Raw genomic sequence first — 22,937 nt, 5'->3', positions numbered from 1 at the left:
AATCGACACATCTTCTTTATACTGACAACGTAGCGGTACGGGGAACTGCTAAGAAACAAACAGAGACTGGAAGGACGTCGTAAAAATGAAACAACAGACAGAGTTGAATCGGGGACTGGAAGAACGTCACATTACACTCATGTCGCTGGGGGCGGCAATCGGTGTTGGACTCTTCCTTGGATCAGCGAAAGCGATCCAACTGGCAGGTCCAGGGATCTTACTTGGTTATCTAATCGGTGGTATTATCATCTTCATCATCATGCGAGCACTTGGGGAGCTTGCGGTGCGGGAGCCGATCGCTGGTAGTTTTGCGGAGTATGCCCGGAAGTATGTCAGTCCATTAGCTGGCTTTTTAACAGGTTGGAATTATTGGTTACTCTGGATTTTTACGTGTATGGCGGAAATCACAGCAGTCGGTATTTACATGAAAGTATGGTTCCCAGATTCCCAGGGGTGGGTATGGGCACTAGCAGCACTTGTCTTGATGACGAGCATCAACTTCATTGCTGTTAAATTTTATGGTGAATTCGAATTTTGGTTTGCGTTGATTAAAATCGTCGCGATCGTCGCCATGATCATCTTAGGAACTTTGACGATCGTCATTGGTCTTGGAAACGGCGGCACACCGGTTGGGATTTCGAACCTGTGGTCACATGGTGGATTCCTGCCGAACGGATTCGGTGGAGTACTCCTTGCCATGCAGATGGTCATGTTTGCCTTCTTAGGAATTGAAGTGATTGGGGTCACAGCAGGGGAAGCGAAGAACCCGAAGAAAACGATTCGAAAAGCTGTTAACAACGTCTTCCTTCGAATCTTAGTATTCTACATCGGGGCGCTCTTCGTCATTTTATCGATTTATCCATGGGATCAAGTCGGTGCGAACAACAGCAGTCCGTTCGTATTATTATTTGATTCACTTGGTATTCCGGCAGCAGCCGGCATCATCAACTTCGTTGTCTTAACGGCAGCACTCTCGTCATGTAACTCGGGTATCTTCTCGACAGCCCGGATGATGATGAACTTATCCGAGAACAGTGAAGCACCACGTCGTTTCTCGAAAATCTCGAAAAACGGTGTTCCGGCACTGGCTACGATTCTTTCAGGTGTCGCATTGCTCGTCGGTGTCGCTTTGAACTATTTCTTACCGGAAGACGTCTTTGCGATCGTTACGAGTATTGCGACGTTTGGCGCCGTCTGGACGTGGGCAATGATTTTGATCGCTCAGATGCGAGCACGGAAAGTACACGGTTCAGCAGAATTTGGTGTTCCGTTCTTCCCGATTGCGAACTATATCGCCCTCGCGGCGCTTGCCGGTGTCATCGTCTTGATGGCATTTGACGCAAGTACACGGATCGCTCTGGTCGTTGGACCACTGTGGTATGCGATTCTGATTGCTGTCTATTATGCACGGGGAATGCATAAGGAGACACGTCAGTCGACGCGTCAGGCATCAGGAGAATAAGGAAACGAGCGGATCCGGAAACGGATCCGCTTTTTTGACGCTTCGTATCAAACCGTTTCGTTTTGTTTTAATGATAGATTTGCTACACTTACGACAGAACCATACAGGAGGTCATACGAGATGAAAACGATTCATGTAGATGAATTACAAGAGCGATTAGAGGCAGGTGAGGCGTTGCATGTCGTCGACGTCCGTGAGCAGGATGAATACGATGCAGGACATATTCCGAACGTCCGCCTCCTTCCGATGTCTGAGATCGGCGAACGCTATACGGAATTGCAAGAAGGCGAAACCTACTACTTGATCTGTAAAGCGGGTGCGCGGAGCGAAAACGTCGGTCGTTTCCTCGAGCAATATGGATACGACATCGTCAACGTCGAAGGCGGTATGATGAACTGGAAGGGCGATCAAGAAGCATAAGGGTAAGCGTTACTAAGGAAGACGACTCGAACTGAGTCGTCTTTTTTCATGTGAACTAGTACACGTTTACCGATTTTTCTATGAACATTTTTCGTTATTCTTCCGATAGAGAAGGTAGAATAGCGAGTCCTTGCACTCGAGAATGGAGTGACACATGGAACAAAAGATCAAACGAACAATGAGCATCAAACAAAAATTAATCGTGACATCGATTCTACTTTTGATGATTCCTGCATTAGTAATCGGCTTTGTCGCATATGACCTTGCGAAACAAAAGATGACGGAACAGATTCTTCAATCTGCTCATAGTGGAGTCGACCGGATGAATGATGAGATCCAAAACATCATTGATCCGATGCGGCGCGATGTCGCCTTTTTTGCGGACCGAATTGACGGAACGCTCTATCAAAAAGAAAAACAAAATGCTGCGTTAAAGGAAAAAATGACTGAATATCTCGATATGCATCCGCAGGCGGCGAACATCTATTTCGCGACGACGGACGGGGATATGAATATTTTCCCGGAACAGGTCATGCCAGATGATTATGATCCACGGGAACGCTCGTGGTATCAATCGGCAGAAGCAGCAGGTGGCAAGGTCGTCATCACGGATCCGTACGTCGATGCTGCCTCGAACAAGATGATGGTCACGCTCTCGCAGACGACAGGTAACGGAAGAGGTGTCGTGGCGATTGATGTCGATGTCGACCGGATCGCGGAAATCGCGAAAAAGATCAAAATCGGAAAAGAAGGATACGTAATGATTCTTGATTCTACGAAAAAAATCGTTACGCATCCGACATTAAAACCAGGTGAGAAAGCGACAGGCAAATGGGTGTCATCACTTTACGCTAATCCAGCAGGACAGTTTGGCTATGAGTTTGAAAACAAAGGCAAACAGATGGACTTCATGACGAACGACCTGACGAAGTGGAAGGTTGCTGGAACACTGTACGATCATGAAATCACGGGTGCGACATCTAGTATTCTTTGGACGACGCTTGCTGTCATCGGCGGGATGTTGCTCGTCGCAGCCATCTTCATCTACTTCATTCTTCGCTCGATTCTTCGCCCACTCGGTCATTTAACACGTGGAGCAGAACGGATTCAATCTGGTGATTTGACGGAGCCCGTCATCGTTGAATCAAATGATGAGGTCGGTCAAGTCGCCCAAAGCTTTAACGTCATGGTTGACTCACTCCGTTCGATCATCATTAATCTCGATCAGTCGATTACACAAGTAGCTGGCTCTTCTCAGGAATTGATGGCGAACTCTGCCCAAACGACTTCCGCTTCTGAGCAAATCGCGGGATCGATTCAACAGGTCGCAGCAGGGGCGGATCAATCGAAACGTCAACTCGATGCGAATGCTGTTTCGCTCCAATCGATTACAGCAGGCATCATGCGAATCGCTGAGAGCTCAACCGATGTCTCGGAATTGTCACGTTCAACGGCAACAGAAGCCGAGAATGGAACAGTTGCTGTGCTGAAGAACGTTGAGCAGATGAAAGAAATCGATGCCTCCGTTCAAAACTTCGGTGGTGTCATCAGCTCACTCGCCCATCGTTCGAATGAAATCGGAAAAATCGTCGATGTCATCAACGGTATCGCTGAGCAAACCAATTTGTTAGCACTGAACGCAGCAATCGAAGCAGCACGCGCAGGCGAAAATGGAAAAGGATTCGCTGTCGTTGCGAGTGAAGTGCGTAAACTAGCAGAGCAATCACAGGATTCAACGAAACAGATTGCACAGCTGATTCAAAACATTAAACAGGAGACGGATCAGTCGGTCACGATGATGAAGGAAGTCTCAGGACAGACGAAAGCCGGTTTGTCGACGACAGAAGCATCAGCAGAGCGTTTCCAAAAGATTCTCGAACGAACGCAGGAAATGACGCCACGGATCGAAGACGTGACGGCGACGGTCGAAGAAATTGCAGCGAACGTCCAAGAAGTATCTGCGTCAGCGACGGAAATCGCACATATCGCGCAAGAGAATTCGTCCGCTTCGAAACAAGTCGCAGCGACGACGGAAGAACAGTTGAGTGCGATGGAAGAGATTTCGCAATCCGCCAAAGTATTATCCGATATGGCGGAAGAACTACAGGTACTCGTTGCCCGTTTCCGTGTTTAAATGATCAAATCAAAAAAGGCAAGGAAGCCCGTCTTCCTTGTTTTTTTGTCTGTCAACATTCGGTGACAAACGGAACAAATAGCTTATAATCCCTGTGAATCTGGGCTTGAGACAGTGTTAAATCGGGAATTTAATTAGTATCTAACACTTCGAAGGAGGTGGGTACGGTGAAGCAGTTTCGTAAAATAAGAGAGTGGCAAGATGCAGGTCTTTTGGATGAAGCGACCGTTGAACGAATCATGAACTATGAAAAGCAACGTTCAACGAAACAACGCCTTCCGCTCTTGTTGATTGTTGGAGGGACCTTCGTCGTCTTGGCTGTATTCAGCTTTTTAGCTGCCAACTGGCAAGCGATGCCGATCGGCTGGAAAATCGGACTTGTCGTAGCACTCATGTGGATTTGTTACATCATGGCGGATCTTTCGGAACGTCGTCGTATTCTTCATCCGGTCGTCTTTCGAATCGGTGGAATCCTAGCGTTTGGCGCCTCGATTCTCGTAGTTGTTCAAAGTTTTCACTTGCCGATGGAAGGATCACTGCTCAGTTGGTGTATGTTTGTCGCCGCGTTAGTGCATTATATGCTTTGGCGTCATGAAGCATATGGTGTCGTCGCCTTCCTATCCGGATGGACGATCTTTACGAGCCTTGGTGGTTTTGGTCAGGAGCAGGCGAGTTATCTCGACTGGACATCGTTCGGTCTGATGGTCGTGTTGTCGTTCAGTTGGTTTTACTTCAGCCAACGTCTGCCGTCGCTGTTATTTAGCTGGCTGTTTCTTTTTTTCAGCGGTCTATCCTTGTTTCTCCTCGTATCATATGACGGATTCCTTTGGCCGATTTGGACGCTATTTTTGCTTGTTCCAGTTCTCTGGCTTGTTCGTGAGGAATCCAATCGCCGTATCGTCGAGATGGTCTATCTGGTCGTCGCTGCTATCAGTTCGATCATCTATTTATCCGTTCGTGCGGAATCAAACGTCGTATTACCCTCCGTGACAGAAGCGGTACTGTTAGCTATCGTCTCCACCGGTCTAGGAATCTTTCTCTATCAAAAACGTCGTGGATTGTTGTTCATCGTACCGCTTGGATTCGTCGGAGTACTCTGGATTGATGAACAGGCAATTCTACTTGCCATTCTCTTTGAATTATCCGCGCTACTGTATCTGTTATATCGAGAACGCCGTCATGCAGTCGTCTGGCCAGCCTTTCTCTATTTTATTCTCGTTCAAATTGCGATATATGTCATATATGCATGGGATCGTTTAAACATGTCCTTATTTTTCCTCATTGGTGCGCTCCTCATCTTCCTATTGTCCGGTGTCTTATGGTGGTTACGCCGTAAAGGAGGTGTGGCGTCATGAAGCGTTATCTGATACCAATATTGCAGACATGCGCCGTCGGTCTGTTGATCGTCAGCTTTTTTGCGACCTCCTGGTTCGGGACATCGTACCGTTTTCGGGCAGAACCGTTTGATCCGTTTGATCCCGTTTACGGCGAATACGTGATGCTTCAGTACCCAGATTTAAAACCTGGTCCGTGGATTCAAAATGGACGTGTCTATGTCAGCTTCAAAACGGATGCTTCCGGTTATGCTCAAATCGATCGGATTTCGAATGAACGATTCTTCGGAAGTGTCGCCGGCGATTATTACGATCAATATGTATCGATTCCGCAGTTGACGCAGTATTATGTCGAACAGGGAAGCGGAAAACAATACGAAAAAGCAAAAGCACTGGAAGTCCGTGCGGATGTGTCACCATGGGGAATGATCCGGACGACGAATTTAAAGATTTCTGAGTAAAAAACCTTGCGCCAGGAATAAAACGGTTGTACTATTAATTTAAATTTTCAGACAACTTAATTTGCATGTGTAGATGGGAAGAGTAAAGTGATCAGAAATCGATAGAGAGTCTCTGTTGCTGGAAATGAGACGATTTCGATACTTGAAGATGGTCCCGGAGCAGTCGGAAGAACGTGAACCGTGTTCATCAGTAGAACCGACCGGTAGGAAGGATACCGTTAGCATTCCATGGAGTCTCGTACTCCGAGAGGTGGCTGAGCGTGAGTTGAGTCATGAACGAAGGTGGTACCACGTGATTAGACATCACGTCCTGAGAAATGAGGGCGTGGTGTCTTTTTTTGTGGAGACGTTCCCGCAGGAGGAGGATGACGAGATGGCAGAAGCATTGGTATTGCAATCAGATTTTGGCGTGAGTGATGGGGCAGTGAGCGCGATGTATGGGGTGGCCCATAGCATCAATCCGGAGATTCGGATTTTTGATTTAACGCATGATATTCCACCGTTCCACATTTGGGAAGCGTCCTATCGGTTACTGCAGACGGTGCCGTACTGGACGGAGCAAACGGTGTTCGTTTCTGTCGTCGATCCGGGTGTCGGGTCGAGGCGAAAGAGTGTCGTCGCGCGAACACGGACCAATCAATACATCATTACACCGGATAATGGGACGTTGACGCATCTTTGGCAAGCCGGATACATTGCGGAAGTGAGACAACTCGATGATCGACGGCATCGTCTGCCTCGGATGGGTGAATCGTATACGTTTCACGGACGAGATATCTTTGCCTTCACGGGTGCGCGATTATCGAGTCACGTCATCACGTTCGAAGAGGTGGGACCGCTTTTACCTACTGAAGAACTCGTCTTTCTCGACCGGACACCTGCCTCGTCGTCGGATATCGGTGTCACGGGTATCGTCGAGATTCTCGATGTCCGCTTCGGAAACGTCTGGACGAACATTCCCGTCTCACTCGTCCGTCAGACAGGTCTCGATATCGGGAGCCACGTCAAGGTAAGGGTTTCGTACCGAGACCGGATCGTCTACGAACAAACACTGCTCTTCGGTCATTCGTTCGCAGATGTGCCGGTCGGTTCAGGAGTTGTCTACATCAATTCGCTGGATCAGATTGCTCTTGCCTTGAATCAAGGTTCGTTTGCACATGCATTTGAAGTTGGAATCGGAAATGATTGGAGTGTTAGCGTACAACACATTAAAGGAGGAGATCGAACATGAAAGGATTTACGACAAAACAAATCGTCGCAACTGGGATCGGAGCAGCTGTATTCATCATTTTAAGTCGATTCGCTGCGATTCCGACAGGCGTACCGAACACGTCAATCGAGACAGCCTATGCATTTCTCGCATTCATGGCGGTCTTGTTCGGACCGGTTACAGCCGGCTTGATCGGTCTGATCGGTCATGGCTTAAAAGATGCGATTTTATACGGTTCCCCGTGGTGGAGTTGGGTCATCGTCTCCGGGTTCGTCGGGTTTGGTATCGGATTGATTGCTAACCGAATTCGTTTAGAAGAAGGCGGATTGACGACTCGTAAAATCGTTTTATTCAACGCCACACAAGCCATCGTGCAAGCGATTGGTTGGATCATCATCGCACCTGTACTCGATATCTTAATTTACACGGAGCCGGCGAATAAAGTCTTCGTTCAAGGTGCGGTCGCTGCGACATCAAACATCTTGACAGTCGGTGTCATCGGAACGTTATTACTCGTCACGTATGCCAAAACAAGAAGTAAAGCAGGCAGCTTGAAACGCGAAGTTTGACCGAATGAGCTATGATCCTGTGCGAAGAAACGGCAGGGACATAGCTCATTTAGCTTGGGGGGAGAAAGACATGACAAACGTGATTGAATTTCAGGATTTTTCATTTACATATCGGAGTCAGTCGGAACCGACACTCCGGCAGATTCAGTTAACGATTCAAGCAGGCGAACGCATCTTAATTGTTGGACCGTCGGGTTCAGGAAAAAGTACGCTTGCTCAGTGCATCAATGGGTTGATTCCATTCTCGTACCCGGGAACGTGGAAAGGACAGGTTCTGATCAAAGGGCAGGATGCCCGGACGTTATCGTTATTTGATCGTTCGCTGCATATTGGCACGGTGTTACAGGATCCAGATGCGCAGTTCGTTGGTTTATCGGTTGGCGAAGACATTGCCTTTGCGCTCGAGAACAAACAGACAGGGCGACCGGAAATGCACGAGATCGTCGAACGCGTCGCACGGATGACGGACGTCGAGACGCTTTTGCAAGCGCGATTAAATGATTTATCAGGAGGTCAGCGACAACGGGCGGCATTGGCTGGAGTTCTCGTCGAAGATGCGGATATCTTATTGTTTGATGAACCACTCGCAAATCTCGATCCGGTAGCGGGTCAAGAAGCGATGATGTTAATGGATCGACTGCAACGCGATACGAACCGAACACTGATCGTCGTTGAACACCGAATCGAGGATGCACTGGTCATTCCATTTGATCGCATCATCGTCATGGTCGACGGCGAAATCATCGCTGATGATCATCCGGATGTCATCTTAAGTAACGGAAAACTGCAACAAGCAATATTGCGTGAACCCCTCTATGTCAGTGCCGCACGCTGGGCTGGTATGACCGTGGAGTCTGTGGATCAGCCGAGCCGCATCGATCCTTTTTTAGAGCAGTTCAACCAGAAGGACGTGTTAGAACGTTTAGAAGAAGCTCCTCAAAAAGAGGCTGCAATCTCTGATTCATTGCTTGAACTTGAGCAGTTGGCGTTTCATTATCATCAAGGAACGCCAGTGCTTGAAGATGTGACGGCGACTTTTCAAAAAGGAACACTGACGACGATCGTCGGTCAGAATGGTGCCGGGAAATCCACGCTTGCGAAAGTGTTGAGTGGTTATCAACGGTCAACGAGTGGCCGAATCCTACTGAATGGAAATGATATCACGACCCAATCGATCGCCGAGCGAGCGGGGACGATTGGATTCGTCCTGCAAAATCCGAATCATATGATTTCAAAACATCTCGTGCAGGAAGAGATCCGCTACGGCATGCAGACACTCGGATTGAGTGAAGCGGAAGAAAACGAGCGTCTCGAGCAGACGTTACGTCGCTGCGGATTATATCCGTTTCGCAATTGGCCGATCCAAGCACTGAGTTTTGGTCAGAAGAAACGGGTGACGATTGCTTCGATTCTCGTTCGACGACCGGATATCTTGATTCTCGATGAACCGACAGCTGGTCAAGATTACCGGCATTATTCGGATATGATGGGCTTTTTAGAAGGATTGAAACAAGAGGGGATGACGTTACTCATCATCACACATGATATGCATCTCGTCTTAGAGTACAGCGATCAAGTCTGCCTGGTGCAAGCTGGACGCATCCGTTACGCCGGAACGTCATTTGGACTGTTAAATCAAGAACAGTTGCTGCATCATGCCCATTTAAAGCAAACATCGCTCTTTACGATAGCGAAACATCTCGACATCGATGCGGAACGATTCGTCGAGTCCGTGATTACGGCGGAGCGAAAGGAGCGGGAACAATGGCTGTAGAAATGCTTGGCTATATTGAAAAAGCGTCACCGATTCATCGATTGACGGGAACGACGAAACTGATCGGATTCTTGTTATTTACGACAGCAACGATGTTTACCTATGATACACGTGTCTTACTTGTTCTTGGTTTAGTCAGCATCGTGTTATTCCGATTGTCACGTATTCAGTTTCGGGAAGTCCGATTCGTTTTGATCTTTACAGCAATATTTGTCCTGATTAATGCACTCGCCGTTTATCTATTCGAACCAGAGCAGGGCGTTAAAATCTACGGTTCGCGTCACGTTTTATTTGAAGGCGTTGGTCGCTTTACGATAACATCAGAACAATTGTTTTATCTGTTTAATCTCATCTTAAAATACAGTGTGATCGTTCCGATTGCTGTGTTGTTTCTCGTCACGACCCATCCGACGGAATTCGCGTCCTCGTTGAACCGGATTGGTGTACCCTATAAGATCGCCTTCGCTGTCTCATTAGCGCTCCGTTACATTCCAGACGTACAAGCGGACTTTCAAATGATTGCGAACGCTCAGGAAGCGCGGGGAATTGCCGTCTCGCATGGTTCGCTTTGGCAACGGGCGCGTAATAGCATCCAGATTTTACTTCCGTTGCTGTTTACGAGTCTCGAACGAATTGAAACCGTCAGCAATGCGATGGATCTCCGTGGATTTGGTGCGGGACGAAAGCGGACGTGGTACAACCAACAGACGATGACACGCATCGATTATGTCGCGATCGGTTGCATAGTGCTATTGACGATTTTCTCGTTTGTCGTCACTTTCCATGATGGCAATCGATTTTATAATCCGTTCTAAGCAGGAGATACGAAAAAGGCAGTGGATGCGTCCACTGCCTTTTATCATATAACTAATCCGCTTACGCAGAACGTTTTTGATTTTCCCAACGTGGTGAATTCAATAGTTCAATCCATTTCTTAACGGCTGAAATCGTAATGACGATCGCGAGCAGTCCCATCGTTACGGATAAGACAGTATTCAAGACGCTAAATCCTGGAGAATCTGGATTTGCATAAACGTTTGCGACCATCCAGATATCCGCGAACGTTACTGTGATCAGGAGGTAGACGAGTGGAATGAACGTCGTCAGAGCATAGACTTTTTTATCGGCGATTTTCAAGATGATCGTCGTTCCGATGATCAAGCCGATTGAAGCCATCAGCTGATTTGATACCCCGAATAATGCCCAAATCGAACCGATGTCACCTGAGAACAGGAGATAGCCCCAGAAGAACGTCCCGAGTGCTGAAGCAAAGATTGCACCTGGAATCCAGTCGACGCGTTTGAGTGGTTTATAGAATTCACCGAAGAAATCTTGAATCAAGTAACGGGCGACACGTGTTCCTGCGTCGATTGCAGTTAAAATGAAGACCGCTTCGAACAGAATGACGAATTGGAAGAAGAAACCGGCAATTTCTTTGAACCATGGGATGGCGCGGAAGATGAACGTCATACCGACGGCGAGTGAAACGGCACCACCTGTTCGACCTGCAAGGTCGAGTCCGATTTCACGAGATAAATCATCCAAGTAGACCGTGCTCATACCTAGAGTTGCGAATACTTCTGGTGTTGAGTTGATGGCAAAGTAATCACCGACTTCAAGAGATGTCGCAGCAATCAATGCCATGACGGCAACAAGACATTCGACAAGCATGGCACCAAAAGCAACCGGTTTGATGTCACTCCAACGATTGATCATCTTCGGTGTCGTACCAGAACCAACGAAAGCGTGGAAACCAGAGATTGCACCACAGGCAATCGTGATCGAGATGAATGGCCAAACTGGACCAGCGATGATTGGACCACCGCCATCAACGAACTTCGTGAATGCTGGGAATCGAATGTCCGGGTTGATGATGAAGACACCGACGATCAAGGCAAGGAAAACACCAATCTTCATGAAACTTGATAGATAGTCGCGTGGTGCGAGCAAGAGCCATACAGGCAGTGCCGCAGCGAAGAATGCATAAATCGGTAGAGCGATTGCGAGCTGACGAGAGGACAGGTCGAACCAATCGCCAATGAATGTTTCCGTCAACTGAGGACCAAAACCAATCGCAGCTAAGATGAGTAGAAAACCGACTGTTGAAGCAAGGGCTAGGTTACCACCTTTACGTAAGTAAATCCCAACGAGCATCGCGATCGGAATCGTCGAGAAGACAGCGAATGTGCCCCATGGATTATGTTCAAGCGCATGCAAGACGACCATCGATAGTCCCGCCATCGTAATCGTGATGATGAAGAGCATCGCAAGACCGGCACAAAAACCAGCGACGGGACCTAATTCTTTTTTAGCGACTTCGGACAACGATTGACCATCTTGGCGCATCGAGGCAAACAGGACGACCATATCATGGACCGCTCCCCCGATGACGGCACCGATCAAGAGCCACAGTAAGCCGGGTAGGTAGCCGAACTGAGCAGCAAGGACAGGTCCGACGAGTGGACCAGCAGCAGCGATTGCCGCGAAATGGTGTCCAAATGAGACCCATTTGTTCGTTGGAACGTAATCTTTTCCGTCCGCTAGTTTATGAGCAGGCGTTTCGCGATCATCTTTGATTTTTAAGACTTTCGCGGCCATGAATGTACCGTAGAGACGATACGCGATTAATAAGATACAGATGACAGCAATGACGATGGGAGTAGCGCTCATCTAAAATTCCTCCTCTTGAATGAACTATGATGGATTTAGTATNNTGGAAGCGCTTTCTTCAATTTTTAGATGAGTTGTCGATTTTGTACGATGAAAGGTTGAAAAAGGACCTTGAATCACAAAAAAGAAGCGCTCAAATACCGAGCGCTTCTTTCAATAGTTTGACATACGTCCGACTGACCGGCACATCGATTTGATGAATCTTTAAGTTGTAAGCCCCGTTAAACCAAGGTTCGATCGCGTCAATTGCTGATAAGTTCACGAGATACGAGCGATGAACCCGTAAAAACCGATGATCTTGAAGCTTTCGTTCAAGTTCGAGTAAGGTCTCGTTTGAAGGATACGCTTCATGTTCCGTTACGATTTTCGTTTTCCCATTTTCAGCGACGATGTAATCAATATCTTGCGGAGATAAGAGTTTGAGTCGATCTCCCGTTTCGACAGCTAAACGTTCAAGGCGAGGTGCTTTTTTCGGAAGCGGTCGTGCGACTTTTTCGATGGCGCGCACGATCCGTGCCGGATCATACGGTTTCAAGATGTAGTCATAGGCATTAAGTTCAAAGGCTTCAAGCGCATGAGCATCATATGCCGTTACAAACAAAAGAGCCGGAGGACGTGGCATCGACTTCAAGCGTTTGGCGACTTCAAGACCGCTTCCGTCCGTCAGCTCGATATCGAGAAAGACTAAGTCGGGTTGAAGGGAGCGGACGAGTCGTTCCGCTTCTTCGACACTGCCGGTTTCTCCGACGACTTCAAGACCGGCTGCGGTCACGTGATAACGGAGCTCGTCACGTGCGAGCGGTTCATCTTCAATCAACAAGGTGCGCATGCTGGTTCTCCTTTCTGACTTCAATGGGAAGGCGAATTGTGATCGTCGTTCCGTTTTGACCGTCACTCGTGATCGTAAACTGTCCTTTTTCACCGTACAGGGTTCGAATCCGTTCTGCCGTATTGAATAACGCGGTACCGGTACCAGAAGACGGAACGACTTCTCGACCGAGACGAGCAAGACGAGAAGCTTCAATCCCGCGTCCGTTATCGACGACTTCGAGGTAAAGTTGATCTGCCTCACACCACGCCGTCACCCCAACATATCCCGTCTGCTCATTTAAAAAAGCGTGAAGGAACGCATTCTCGATCAACGGTTGTAAGATAAACGGTGGAACGAGTAAAGACGTCGTCTCTTCCGCTAAATCGATATCGAGGAACGGTCGATTTGGAAAACGAGCAGCTTCAAGGGATGTATACGCTTCGATATGCTCGAGTTCCTTTTGGAGCGGAATTTTCGTCGAGCGTGCTCCTTGGAGGTTACTACGGAAAAACGTTGATAATTCGAGCAACAATGTCCGTGCCTGTTCGACATCCGTTCGGCACAGTGCATAAATCGTATTGATGGCATTGAACAGGAAGTGTGGATGAATTTGTGCTTCGAGTGCCCGGATCTCGGCATCCTTCAGTAAATCAGCTTGGCGCTGTGCGTTCCCGAGTGCCAGTTGTGTCGAGAACAGTTTTGCTAATCCTTCAATGAGTTCGACTTCCACGGCGTCGAGCAATTCGGCGTGGGGATAGTAGACTTTTAACGTCCCGATCGTCGTTTCCCCGACGATGAGCGGAGCGATGATGCCCGCTTGAAGTGGGCAATCCGTTACGGGACAGCCGATATCGAGTCGTTCCGTCACAAGACGAACTTGTCCATCCTGTAAGACATGTTCGGTTGGTTTTGTCGTCCAGTGACTACCTGCTTGATGGTGATCACTTCCGATGCCAAGGTGAGCAAGGATAACGGACTGATCCGTCAAGGAGACGGCTTCGGCTCGTGTTTGCTGCAACAGAATTTCCGCGACAGCTTCTGCCGTATGGATATGTAGACCACGCGTCAGGTGCGGAAGCGTCAAATCGGCGATATGCAACGACCGTTCTGCTTCTCGTGCACGGACGGTTTCTTCTTCTCGCGCAGCAAGGCGGATGATTGATAAAAATAACCAGACGCCAAGGACGTTGATGAGTGTCATCGGCAAGAAGATGAACTGGACGAGTTCGACTGCCGCATCAAAGGGACGAGAAAACAGTAAAATCAATGACATTTCAAATAGCATCAAAAAAGCGGTCAGACAAACAGGTAACAATGCTTGGCTGCCGAGTCGGTCACGCCAGTAAGGGCGAAGTAATCCACTGACACCACCGGCGATGACAGTCGAAAGCGCGCAAGCGAACGCTGTGAATCCGCCGAGGGAATACCGGTGAACCCCGACGATCAGTCCAGTCATCAATCCACCAAGCGGACCAGCGAGCAATCCACTGATGACGACGATCATCGTTCGTGTATTCGCGATTGCCGAGGTTCCGTCGACCTCTTCGAGCCAAGCATGGGGCAAGAATTCTGCTAAGTCGACTTTGACCCCTGTATAGTTACTTAAGATCCCATACGTCGCAAAAAACAGGACGAGGACACGGAATTGCCAACCTGCTTCCGGTTGACGCAACAAGCGTCGCGTTGGTCCCCACTGGGCGAGGATGAACGCTAAGATGATCATGATACCAAGTCGCTCGAGTAAAAAAGGAATCAGTTCCAACATATGTATTCCTCCATTCGAGTTAAGTGTAAACGCTCGCAAAACGAAGGGCAATGCCGATAAACAAAAAAGCCGTACTCCCTCTAGTGGAAAGGAAGTACGGCGAGCTTGCTTATTGTGCGTCTTTATCGAACGTGATGCGTGCGATTGCATCATGTTGGTGAATCGTTTCTTCGTTGCGACATTCGACGTAGAACGAAGCAATTGGATCCATTTCGTATAGGTCAGCAGCAATCAAGCGCACCATGTCTTCTACGAAACGTGGATTTTCGTATGCCATCTCTGTCACGCGTTTTTCATCCGGACGTTTGAGTACCGGGTGAAGTGGGGCAGAAGCATTTGATTCAGCCGCATCAAGCAATGATTGTTTCCAGTCAAAGTCTTCTGCTTCATCACGTAACGAAGCTTCCATCGTGACGTAGCCACGTTGGTTGTGGGCACTGTACTCGCTGATTTCTTTCGAACATGGGCAAAGTGTCGTGACGTTGATCGTCAAGCCGACAGATAATGTCGCTTCATTCGTTTCCGTGTTGACGCTGACCGTTTGCCATACTTCGGCATTCATCAAGCCACTAAGACCTGTTGCAGGTGCTTTACGTGTGAAGAACCATGGGTAACGGATCGTCAATTGACCTTCCGTTTGTTCCATGCGGTCTGCTAAATCACGCGCGAATTGAATGAGTGACTCGTTCGTGACCGTCCAACCTTCGTTATGGTATTGATCCAGTTGCTCCGTTAAACGGCTCATGTTGATCCCTTTACGGTCTTGTACGAGTGACGTCGACAACTCGAACGTTGCGACTGTCGCTTGTGTTTTGTCCCCGTCTTGGATGACGACAGGATGTTTAACGTTTGAGATTCCAACAGCGTCAAGTGCGAACAGGAAGTTCTTCGGTGTATTTTGCAAGTCGACCATTTTATCTTTTTCAGTCGGTTTTGTTCCTTTGATTGGTGGTACCGAACCGAACAGCTTATGGCGCTCTTCTTTCGTTGGTAACGTAATCGGGTAGGTAGACATATTTATGGGCCCCTTTGTCCTTTTGTAGTGTTTCAATAGTAATAACATGACAGGAATGCTAGAGACGAGCAAGTCTGATGATTCCGCAAATGTGTTTCATCGTTTCATCACTAGAAGTATTGTCTTGAATTTTATCATGAACGTTCGATAAACGAAACTCGCACGACTTAAAATCGACACATTCCATAGCCGGAGGAATAACATGCTTGCAATCGGGTATATTATCCTATAGTATATGTTCAGGTGAACGTGTAATTATTGTTTTTGTCATAGTCATACAATGTATTTTTGATTTTACAGATAGTCAGAGAAAGGGATGACAGAGATGGATTGGCAGTTATTACTTCAATATGCCTGGGTCGTACTCGTCTTGATCGCGCTTGAAGGATTACTTTCGGCAGATAATGCACTCGTACTCGCGGTCATGGTTAAGCACTTACCAGGAGAACAACAAAAGAAAGCACTTTTTTATGGATTAGCTGGAGCATTCGTTTTACGGTTCGCGGCACTGTTCGCAATTTCATTCCTCGTCGATATTTGGCAAATCCAAGCACTTGGAGCAGCGTACTTGCTCATCATGGGACTACGGCATATTTATAAGACCGTTAAAGCCAGAAAGCTCGGTGAGAACCATGGGGCTGAAAATGAGCTAGATGAAGAACCGAAGTCGGAAGAGCCAGTTTCAAAAGGTGAATTCTGGCGGACAGTCGCGAAAATCGAATTCGCAGACTTAGCGTTTGCTGTCGATTCGATTCTTGCAGCAGTAGCACTTGCCGTTGCCCTTCCAAACTGGGGATCAGGCGAAATCGGTGGTTTGAACACAGGTCACTTCATCGTCATCTTAACAGGTGGTTTGATGGGTGTCGTCTTGATGCGTTTCGCAGCACGTGTCTTTGTTAAATTGCTCGCAGATCGCCCAGGTCTTGAGACAGCAGCGTTTGCGATTGTTGCCTGGGTTGGTGTGAAGCTAGCCGTTCTTGCGCTCGAACACCCGAAATACCACGCATCAATCGAAGGAACAATCTTTGAAGCCTTAAAACTTCCTGAAGGATTTGCCCACAGTACACTGTGGCAGGCTTTCTTCTGGACAGTCATGGTCGGTCTTGCTCTTTGGGGTTGGTTCTCTTCACCAAAAACGAAACCAAATCCAGATGCTGAAAAGAAAGTTGATCAAAACTTATAAGAAATGGAAACGATCCGTCGATGACGGGTCGTTTTTTTGTGTTAGGTTTTCTTAAACAATGGGAATAAAACACAAGGTTAAGTACTTGAGTCGAGCTTTCATCTTTTTCTTTCCGATCGACCGGCATATAATAAATAGACTGAACAATAAAGGGGATTCGTTAGTATGGATATTGGATTAATTACACAGTATGCGACCGTCGGGCTCGTACTGATCATTTTGCAAGGATTACTATCCGCCGACAATGCGATGGTCATGGCGGTCCTGGTCCGACCGTTACCAGACGATCAACGTAAAAAGGCGCTTTTCTATGGTCTCGTCGGAGCACTCGTCTTACGTTTCGTGGCAATCTTCTTTGCTTCGTACTTAGCGACGATTTGGGAACTTCAAGCACTCGGGGCGATTTATCTCTTTTATGTCGCGTTTAAAGGAATCGTCGAGGCACGATCGAATAAACACCAAGTACCGGACACGATTGCCTCACAAAAAGCCTCACCGAACTTTTGGTGGACGGTCGTGAAAGTTGAGTTCTCTGATTTAGCGTTTGCGGTCGATTCAACGCTTGCCGCTGTCGCCATGGCAACGACACTACCGATGATCGGAGGAACGATTGGTGGTCTGAATACAGGTCAATTCTGGGTCGTCTTCTTCAGTGGGATCATTGGTCTCGTCATTATGCGTTACTTTGCGAGTTGGTTCGTTGTCTTGCTCCAAAAGCGACCAGGTATCGAAGAAGCAGCGTTTTGGCTTGTCGCTTGGGTTGGCGTAAAACTCGTCGTCATGACACTTGCGCATCCGTCAATCGACGTCTTGCCGCATGAGTTTCCAGAGAGTACACTATGGCAAACGATCTTCTGGGTCGTACTTGCCCTGATTTTAATCATTGGTTGGTTCCGTAGCGGAAGTGGTTCAACCAAATCAGCAAAATAATACAATGGCGGGCAGGGTACTCTCTGTCCGTCTTTCGTTAGGAGAGATTTTATGCAAAACGGTAATTTCATTCGGATGCTGACGCGGATGCAAAACGTTCCACGGTGGGATGAATATGCACCACGTTTTCCGGATAACGCAGCCAGTCATAGCTTTCGTGTTGCCTTATTCAGTTTGATGGCAAGCTATTTAGAAGAAGCAGACGGACAAACACCAGTCGACCGCCTGACATTGCTCGGAAAAGCCCTATTCCATGACATGAACGAGGTCATCACCGGACCAATCAAACACCGGACGAAAAAAGAGCCGACGCTACATGCACACATTCAGGCAATGGAACAACAGGCGAGTGAACAGCTCGTCGCCTTACTCTCGAAGTCGCTTCAACCAGCCTTTACGACGTATCTTGTTCATGCAGAGGATGATTCACCGGAAGGACGAATTGTTGAAGCCATCGATACGTTTGATGCGATGTTATATGCACGCCGGGAAGCACGGATGACAGAGTCCGTCTTTTTCGAACAAAAAGCAGCGGAATTACAGGCTGTTCTGGAACGACACCCACTCGCTTCAATCCGTCGCTTGACACAGTCGGTCATGGAAGAGGACGAGATGTCTCATTTTATCGAAAACGTCTTGATGATGGATACGATTCGGCGCTGGAAAGGACGTTTTAATACGATTGATGATAACGACGCGACACATGCGTTTCGAGCAGCCTCGCTTGGTATCTTCAATGGTCTGATTGAATCAGAAAAATACGGCGTCACGATTGATATCGAAGAAGTCGTTTCCCGTCTGTTATGCCATGATCTCGTTGAAGGCACGACGGGAGATGTTCTCGGACCTGTCAAACATGCGACCCCGGTCACAGCAGCAGCCTTCGAAGCTTACGAACGGGCAGAAGGAGAGACGTTGATCAATAATTTACCGAAAGAAATCCGAGTACCATTCCGTCGGTTCGTCGTGGAAGCAAAAGACGAGACATACGAAGGACAGATGGTTGATGTGATCGATAAACTCGATGCGTTGATTAAAATGAACATGGAACGGAAGTTGAACGGGGTCGAGTATGAGACCGGTTATCGGGCCCAACTCAAAAAGGTACAGATGACATATGAAAATCCATCGGTCGTCTTTTTCCTCGCTTATGTCTTGCATGATTTGGATTACGTGACGTCATGACAAAGACGACGATGACACCAGGCCGCTTGACGTTGATCTTGATCCTCGGTTCACTCGCTGCACTCGGACCGCTCTCGATCGACATGTATCTACCTGCTTTTCCGGATATGTCACGCTCGTTTGATGCGAGTGCGTCACTGATCCAATTGAGTTTGACGGCTTGTATGCTCGGAATGGCGCTCGGACAATTGATCGTTGGTCCGCTCAGTGATGTTCGTGGACGTAAGCGTCCGTTAATGATTGCTTTACTTGCGTATCTGCTTGCTTCTCTTGCGTGTGCGATGGCACCAACGATTGAAGTGTTGATTGCGCTGCGCTTCATCCAAGGGGCAGCCGGAGCGTCAGGAATTGTCATTTCCCGGGCAATCGTTCGCGATCTATTCGAAGGACCGGAATTAACGCGGTTCTTTGCTGCCTTGTCCCTCGTCAACGGAACGGCACCGATTCTCGCACCCGTCATCGGGGGACAGTTGCTTCGGTTCGGTGACTGGCATTTTGTCTTTTACTTGCTGGCGATTTTAAGTACGTTGATGTTGCTCGCTGTTGCACTGCGTTTGCTGGAAACACTTCCACTCGAAAGACGCGTTGAAGGGAATTTGACGACGACGCTGAAGACATTCGGACGTTTGTTGACGGACCGTGTCTTCATCGGCTATGCGTTTGCGCAAGCATTCGTCATGGGCGCGATGTTTGCCTACATCTCCGGTTCACCGTTCGTCTTACAAAATATTTATGGCGCTTCGCCGCAACAGTTCAGTTTTTTGTTCGGCTTAAACGGAATCGGAATCATTTTAGCGGCTCAAATCGCTGGACGTCTTGCTGGTCGAGTTGATTCAGAACGTCTGATGCGAATCAGCTTGACGGTTGTTGCGAGTGCAAGTATCTTTTTGTTCCTCGCTTTAACGTTAACGGACCAATTGATTTTCGTCATGATTCCACTTTTTTTCGTCGTCTCAAGCGTTGGTTTGATCTCAACGCTCGGTTTTACCTTAGCGATGCAAAACTACGGAGCAACGGCTGGAAGTGCCTCGGCACTTCTTGGTTTACTCCCGATGCTCGTCGGTTCGCTCGTGTCACCACTTGTCGGCATCATGGGGGAGCAATCGGCCGTTCCGATGGGGCTGATTATCATGACGCTTGATTGTTTGGCACTCGTCCTTTATTACGGACTAATCGTCCGACGTCCCGACCGCTCATAAATACTTGTTAGTCAAAAACGTTTGTCCTATTTATGGGACGAACGTTTTTTTATTTAATGAAAGGAAAAGAAATGGAATTCATTTTGAAACATTTTCTAGATGGTTTGCGTAGAAGAGGGAGAAAGCCAGTACTTCAGAAAGGAGTGGAGCGATGAAACAGGAGTTGCCGCGTGGACGAGAACCGTCGATTGAGGCAAGATTAGCACGTCATTTTGCCGCGCAAAAAAAATACTTACGTCGTCAAGAAGAGGCGATTGATCAGCGAGACAAAGAGTTGGCTCGTTTATTGTATGAAGAAAACCGGACTGCGTATCAGCGGGCTTATCACGAACTGTATGGTTCACATCCTTACATCGAGGTGAACGAAAATGGACGTTAGTACACTTTATTTATATGCGTTAGCGGCCGCTGCTTGTGGTGTGTTTGTGTCCATCTTATTCTCAGACGTCATTCCGGGTGTCGATCAAATTTTCCATCCTACGTTGATCTTATCTTTCGTCATCATCACGTCAGCGATCGGCTTCGGACTCGAACAACTGAGTCCGCTTGGTTCAATTTTGATTTTGATCATCAGCAGTGTCATCGCGTTGTTAGTGACGACGCTGATGCATATTTTTTTGTTCGTTCCGATGGCACAAGCCGAACAGTCGCTTGGATTTTCGGAACAGATGCTAGAAGGGCGTAGCGCAACCGTCATCGTGCCGATTCCGACTGAAGGATATGGTGAAATTTTACTTGATGACGTCTCAGGACGTGTATCGAAGTCAGCCGTCCTGTTTGAAGGTCCTGCCTTACCACAAGGAACAAAGGTACTTGTTATCGAGATGAAACAAGGCGTCGCGTCTGTCGTGACGTACCCCCAACAATGGAAAAAGGAGATGTTTACATGAATCCAGTGTTAATCGTATCGATCGTTGCAGTAGCATTGATCGTTGCATTGATTGTCCTATTCATCACGAAGTACCGAACGGTTGGTCCGGAAGAAGCATTAATCGTATCCGGTAGTTATCTTGGAGGACGCAATGTTAATACCGATGAGTCCGGCAACCGGGTGAAGATTATTCGCGGGGGCGGAACATTCGTGTTACCTGTCTTCCAACAAGCAACACCACTCAGTTTGTTATCGAGTAAACTCGAAGTCACGACACCAGAAGTGTACACGGAGCAGGGTGTACCGGTCATGGCTGATGGAACGGCGATCATCAAGATTGGCAGTTCGATTTCTGAGATTGCAACAGCAGCAGAGCAGTTCCTCGGAAAATCAAAAGAAGAGCGCGAAGGGGAAGCGCGTGAAGTTCTTGAAGGGCACTTGCGTTCGATCCTCGGTTCGATGACTGTCGAAGAAATTTATAAGAACCGCGATAAGTTCTCGCAAGAAGTCCAGCGGGTCGCGTCTCAAGACCTGGCGAAGATGGGACTCGTCATCGTTTCGTTTACGATCAAAGACGTCCGAGATAAAAATGGATATTTAGAATCACTCGGGAAACCACGGATTGCACAGGTGCGCCGGGATGCGGACATCGCAACGGCAGACGCTGAAAAAGAGACACGCATCAAACGGGCGGAAGCTTCAAAAGATGCGAAAAAAGCAGAACTCGAACGTGCAACGGAAATCGCTGAAGCGGAAAAAGAAAATCAGTTGAAGATGGCAGACTACCGCCGCGAACAAGATATCGCGAAGGCGAAAGCCGACCAAGCTTATGATCTTGAGAATGCACGTGCGCAACAAGAAGTCACCGAGCAACAGATGCAAATCAAAATCATCGAGCGTCAAAAACAAATCGAGCTCGAAGAACGTGAAATCCTCCGTCGTGAGAAACAATACGATGCGGAAGTCAAAAAACGTGCCGATGCCGATCGTTACTCGATTGAGCAAGCTGCCCAAGCGGACCGTGCGAAGCAATATGCGGAAGCAGATGCAACGAAATACCGGATCGAGGCATCGGCAAAAGCGGATGCAGAACGAATTCGTCTGGATGGTCTTGCGAAAGCGGACGCTGAGCGAGCACAAGGGGAAACAGAAGCAGACATCATTCGTTTGAAAGGTCTTGCCGAAGCGGAAGCGAAAGAAAAAATCGCGCAGGCGTTCGAACAATTCGGACAAGCAGCAATCCTTGACATGGTCATTCGGATGATGCCAGAATACGCGAAAGAGATTGCAGCACCACTCGGTAACATCGATAAGATCACGGTCGTCGATACAGGTAGTGGTGAAGGTGGCGGTGCGAACCGTGTCACAGGGTACGCGACAGATTTGATGGCGTCACTGCAAGAGACGTTAAAAGCGTCGTCAGGACTCGATGTCAAAGAGTTGATCGAGAACTTCTCTGGTAAAGGAACAGCAAAGCCGTTAACGGTCAACTTGAATTCTCATGATGCGGTGGCAGCTTCGAAAACAGAAGACTGATATCATTACTATGTACTAGTAGAAGTGGTTTCTGAAAGGATATCTCATCATGGATGGTTTAGCGTTACTGCAAGAGCGTTGGATGTTGTTGCTCCCGTTCGTTGTCGTCTTCTTGATCAACGTCGGGTTATTGACAGCCCTTCTGAAGAAGCGACGTGATTTACCGAAGCTGTTAGTTTTCGGAATGGGTGGGATGGCGATCGTGTTCATCGTCTCCTCGCTTGGATTAAGCATGGCACTGCTGTTCTTCGGATACAATTCATAAAAAACGGAGCTGACTCAAAAGTCAGTCTCTACAAAGATAGGGGTGGCAGAATGATGATCTGCCACCCCTATCTCGTAATAAAAAGAATGACGCGTCACACGCAACTCTTACAGGAATAAGCGCATTTATGCGCTGTCAGAGAC

General features: G+C 47.9%; 21 protein-coding genes. 17 read left to right on the top strand and 4 right to left on the bottom strand.

The features are described from left to right. The first annotated feature begins 85 nt into the window (after positions 1–85). The 9 genes from B4F99_RS06720 to B4F99_RS06680 all read left to right on the top strand — a co-directional run bounded on the left by B4F99_RS06720 (position 86) and on the right by B4F99_RS06680 (position 10,179). Positions 86–1,462 (top strand): amino acid permease, encoded by a 1,377-nt coding sequence (locus B4F99_RS06720; protein WP_290756162.1) that lies wholly within the window; start codon positions 86–88, stop codon positions 1,460–1,462. A 120-nt stretch (positions 1,463–1,582) separates the two neighbouring features. Then, positions 1,583–1,882 (top strand): rhodanese-like domain-containing protein, encoded by a 300-nt coding sequence (locus B4F99_RS06715; protein ID WP_035411426.1) that lies wholly within the window; start codon positions 1,583–1,585, stop codon positions 1,880–1,882. Positions 1,883–2,036: 154 nt separating this feature from the next. Next, the gene (locus tag B4F99_RS06710; RefSeq protein ID WP_290756160.1) at positions 2,037–4,016 is read left to right on the top strand and encodes a methyl-accepting chemotaxis protein; all 1,980 of its coding nucleotides are present in this window, start codon (positions 2,037–2,039) and stop codon (positions 4,014–4,016) included. Between the two features lie 167 nt (positions 4,017–4,183). Beyond that, the gene (locus B4F99_RS06705) at positions 4,184–5,371 is read left to right on the top strand and encodes a DUF2157 domain-containing protein (RefSeq protein ID WP_214856245.1); all 1,188 of its coding nucleotides are present in this window, start codon (positions 4,184–4,186) and stop codon (positions 5,369–5,371) included. Next, a complete protein-coding gene (locus tag B4F99_RS06700; RefSeq protein ID WP_214856243.1) occupies positions 5,368–5,811 on the top strand; it encodes a GDYXXLXY domain-containing protein in 444 nt (147 codons plus the stop codon). The genes B4F99_RS06705 and B4F99_RS06700 overlap by 4 nt, the downstream gene beginning before the upstream one ends. A 373-nt stretch (positions 5,812–6,184) precedes the next feature. Beyond that, positions 6,185–7,042 (top strand): SAM hydrolase/SAM-dependent halogenase family protein, encoded by an 858-nt coding sequence (locus B4F99_RS06695; protein ID WP_290756157.1) that lies wholly within the window; start codon positions 6,185–6,187, stop codon positions 7,040–7,042. Beyond that, the gene (locus tag B4F99_RS06690) at positions 7,039–7,590 is read left to right on the top strand and encodes an ECF-type riboflavin transporter substrate-binding protein (protein ID WP_056064409.1); all 552 of its coding nucleotides are present in this window, start codon (positions 7,039–7,041) and stop codon (positions 7,588–7,590) included. The genes B4F99_RS06695 and B4F99_RS06690 overlap by 4 nt, the downstream gene beginning before the upstream one ends. 70 nt (positions 7,591–7,660) lie before the next feature. Next, a complete protein-coding gene (locus B4F99_RS06685) occupies positions 7,661–9,364 on the top strand; it encodes a DUF3744 domain-containing protein (protein WP_290756155.1) in 1,704 nt (567 codons plus the stop codon). Then, on the top strand, positions 9,355–10,179 hold the full coding sequence (locus B4F99_RS06680) for an energy-coupling factor transporter transmembrane component T family protein (RefSeq protein ID WP_290756153.1): 825 nt from the start codon (positions 9,355–9,357) through the stop codon (positions 10,177–10,179). The genes B4F99_RS06685 and B4F99_RS06680 overlap by 10 nt, the downstream gene beginning before the upstream one ends. Before the next feature lie 61 nt (positions 10,180–10,240). On the opposite strand, the gene B4F99_RS06675 is transcribed toward B4F99_RS06680, so the two are convergent. The 4 genes from B4F99_RS06675 to folE2 form a co-directional block, all read right to left on the bottom strand. Next, entirely contained in the window at positions 10,241–12,034 is a 1,794-nt protein-coding gene (locus tag B4F99_RS06675) for a carbon starvation CstA family protein (protein WP_035411402.1), read from the bottom strand. A 133-nt stretch (positions 12,035–12,167) separates the two neighbouring features. After that, the gene (locus B4F99_RS06670) at positions 12,168–12,863 is read right to left on the bottom strand and encodes a LytR/AlgR family response regulator transcription factor (protein ID WP_035411399.1); all 696 of its coding nucleotides are present in this window, start codon (positions 12,861–12,863) and stop codon (positions 12,168–12,170) included. Beyond that, a complete protein-coding gene (locus B4F99_RS06665) occupies positions 12,844–14,610 on the bottom strand; it encodes a LytS/YhcK type 5TM receptor domain-containing protein (RefSeq protein ID WP_290756151.1) in 1,767 nt (588 codons plus the stop codon). The genes B4F99_RS06670 and B4F99_RS06665 overlap by 20 nt, the downstream gene beginning before the upstream one ends. Before the next feature lie 109 nt (positions 14,611–14,719). After that, the gene (gene folE2, locus B4F99_RS06660; RefSeq protein ID WP_035411393.1) at positions 14,720–15,625 is read right to left on the bottom strand and encodes a GTP cyclohydrolase FolE2; all 906 of its coding nucleotides are present in this window, start codon (positions 15,623–15,625) and stop codon (positions 14,720–14,722) included. A 325-nt stretch (positions 15,626–15,950) separates the two neighbouring features. Here folE2 and B4F99_RS06655 point away from each other — a divergent pair, with 325 nt between their 5' ends. The 8 genes from B4F99_RS06655 to B4F99_RS06620 all read left to right on the top strand — a co-directional run bounded on the left by B4F99_RS06655 (position 15,951) and on the right by B4F99_RS06620 (position 22,794). After that, positions 15,951–16,808, top strand: a complete 858-nt coding sequence (locus tag B4F99_RS06655) for a TerC family protein (protein WP_290756149.1) — start codon at positions 15,951–15,953, stop codon at positions 16,806–16,808. Positions 16,809–16,973: 165 nt separating this feature from the next. Next, the gene (locus B4F99_RS06650; RefSeq protein WP_290756147.1) at positions 16,974–17,738 is read left to right on the top strand and encodes a TerC family protein; all 765 of its coding nucleotides are present in this window, start codon (positions 16,974–16,976) and stop codon (positions 17,736–17,738) included. Positions 17,739–17,789: 51 nt separating this feature from the next. Further along, on the top strand, positions 17,790–18,923 hold the full coding sequence (locus tag B4F99_RS06645) for a YfbR-like 5'-deoxynucleotidase (protein ID WP_290756145.1): 1,134 nt from the start codon (positions 17,790–17,792) through the stop codon (positions 18,921–18,923). Next, on the top strand, positions 18,920–20,122 hold the full coding sequence (locus B4F99_RS06640; RefSeq protein ID WP_290756143.1) for a multidrug effflux MFS transporter: 1,203 nt from the start codon (positions 18,920–18,922) through the stop codon (positions 20,120–20,122). Before B4F99_RS06645 ends, B4F99_RS06640 begins: the two co-directional genes overlap by 4 nt. 151 nt (positions 20,123–20,273) lie before the next feature. Then, positions 20,274–20,501, top strand: a complete 228-nt coding sequence (locus B4F99_RS06635; protein ID WP_290756141.1) for a hypothetical protein — start codon at positions 20,274–20,276, stop codon at positions 20,499–20,501. Beyond that, entirely contained in the window at positions 20,491–21,012 is a 522-nt protein-coding gene (locus B4F99_RS06630) for a hypothetical protein (RefSeq protein WP_214856226.1), read from the top strand. Before B4F99_RS06635 ends, B4F99_RS06630 begins: the two co-directional genes overlap by 11 nt. Continuing rightward, positions 21,009–22,529, top strand: coding sequence for a flotillin family protein (locus B4F99_RS06625; RefSeq protein ID WP_029343201.1), 1,521 nt, complete (start codon positions 21,009–21,011; stop codon positions 22,527–22,529). The genes B4F99_RS06630 and B4F99_RS06625 overlap by 4 nt, the downstream gene beginning before the upstream one ends. A gap of 49 nt (positions 22,530–22,578) precedes the next feature. Then, on the top strand, positions 22,579–22,794 hold the full coding sequence (locus B4F99_RS06620) for a hypothetical protein (protein WP_214856225.1): 216 nt from the start codon (positions 22,579–22,581) through the stop codon (positions 22,792–22,794). Positions 22,795–22,937: the final 143 nt, after the last annotated feature.

The sequence above is a fragment of the Exiguobacterium sp. UBA3491 genome (assembly GCF_002377745.1).
GTDB lineage: Bacteria > Bacillota > Bacilli > Exiguobacteriales > Exiguobacteriaceae > Exiguobacterium_A.
This window is presented reverse-complemented; position numbering and strand designations above follow the sequence as displayed.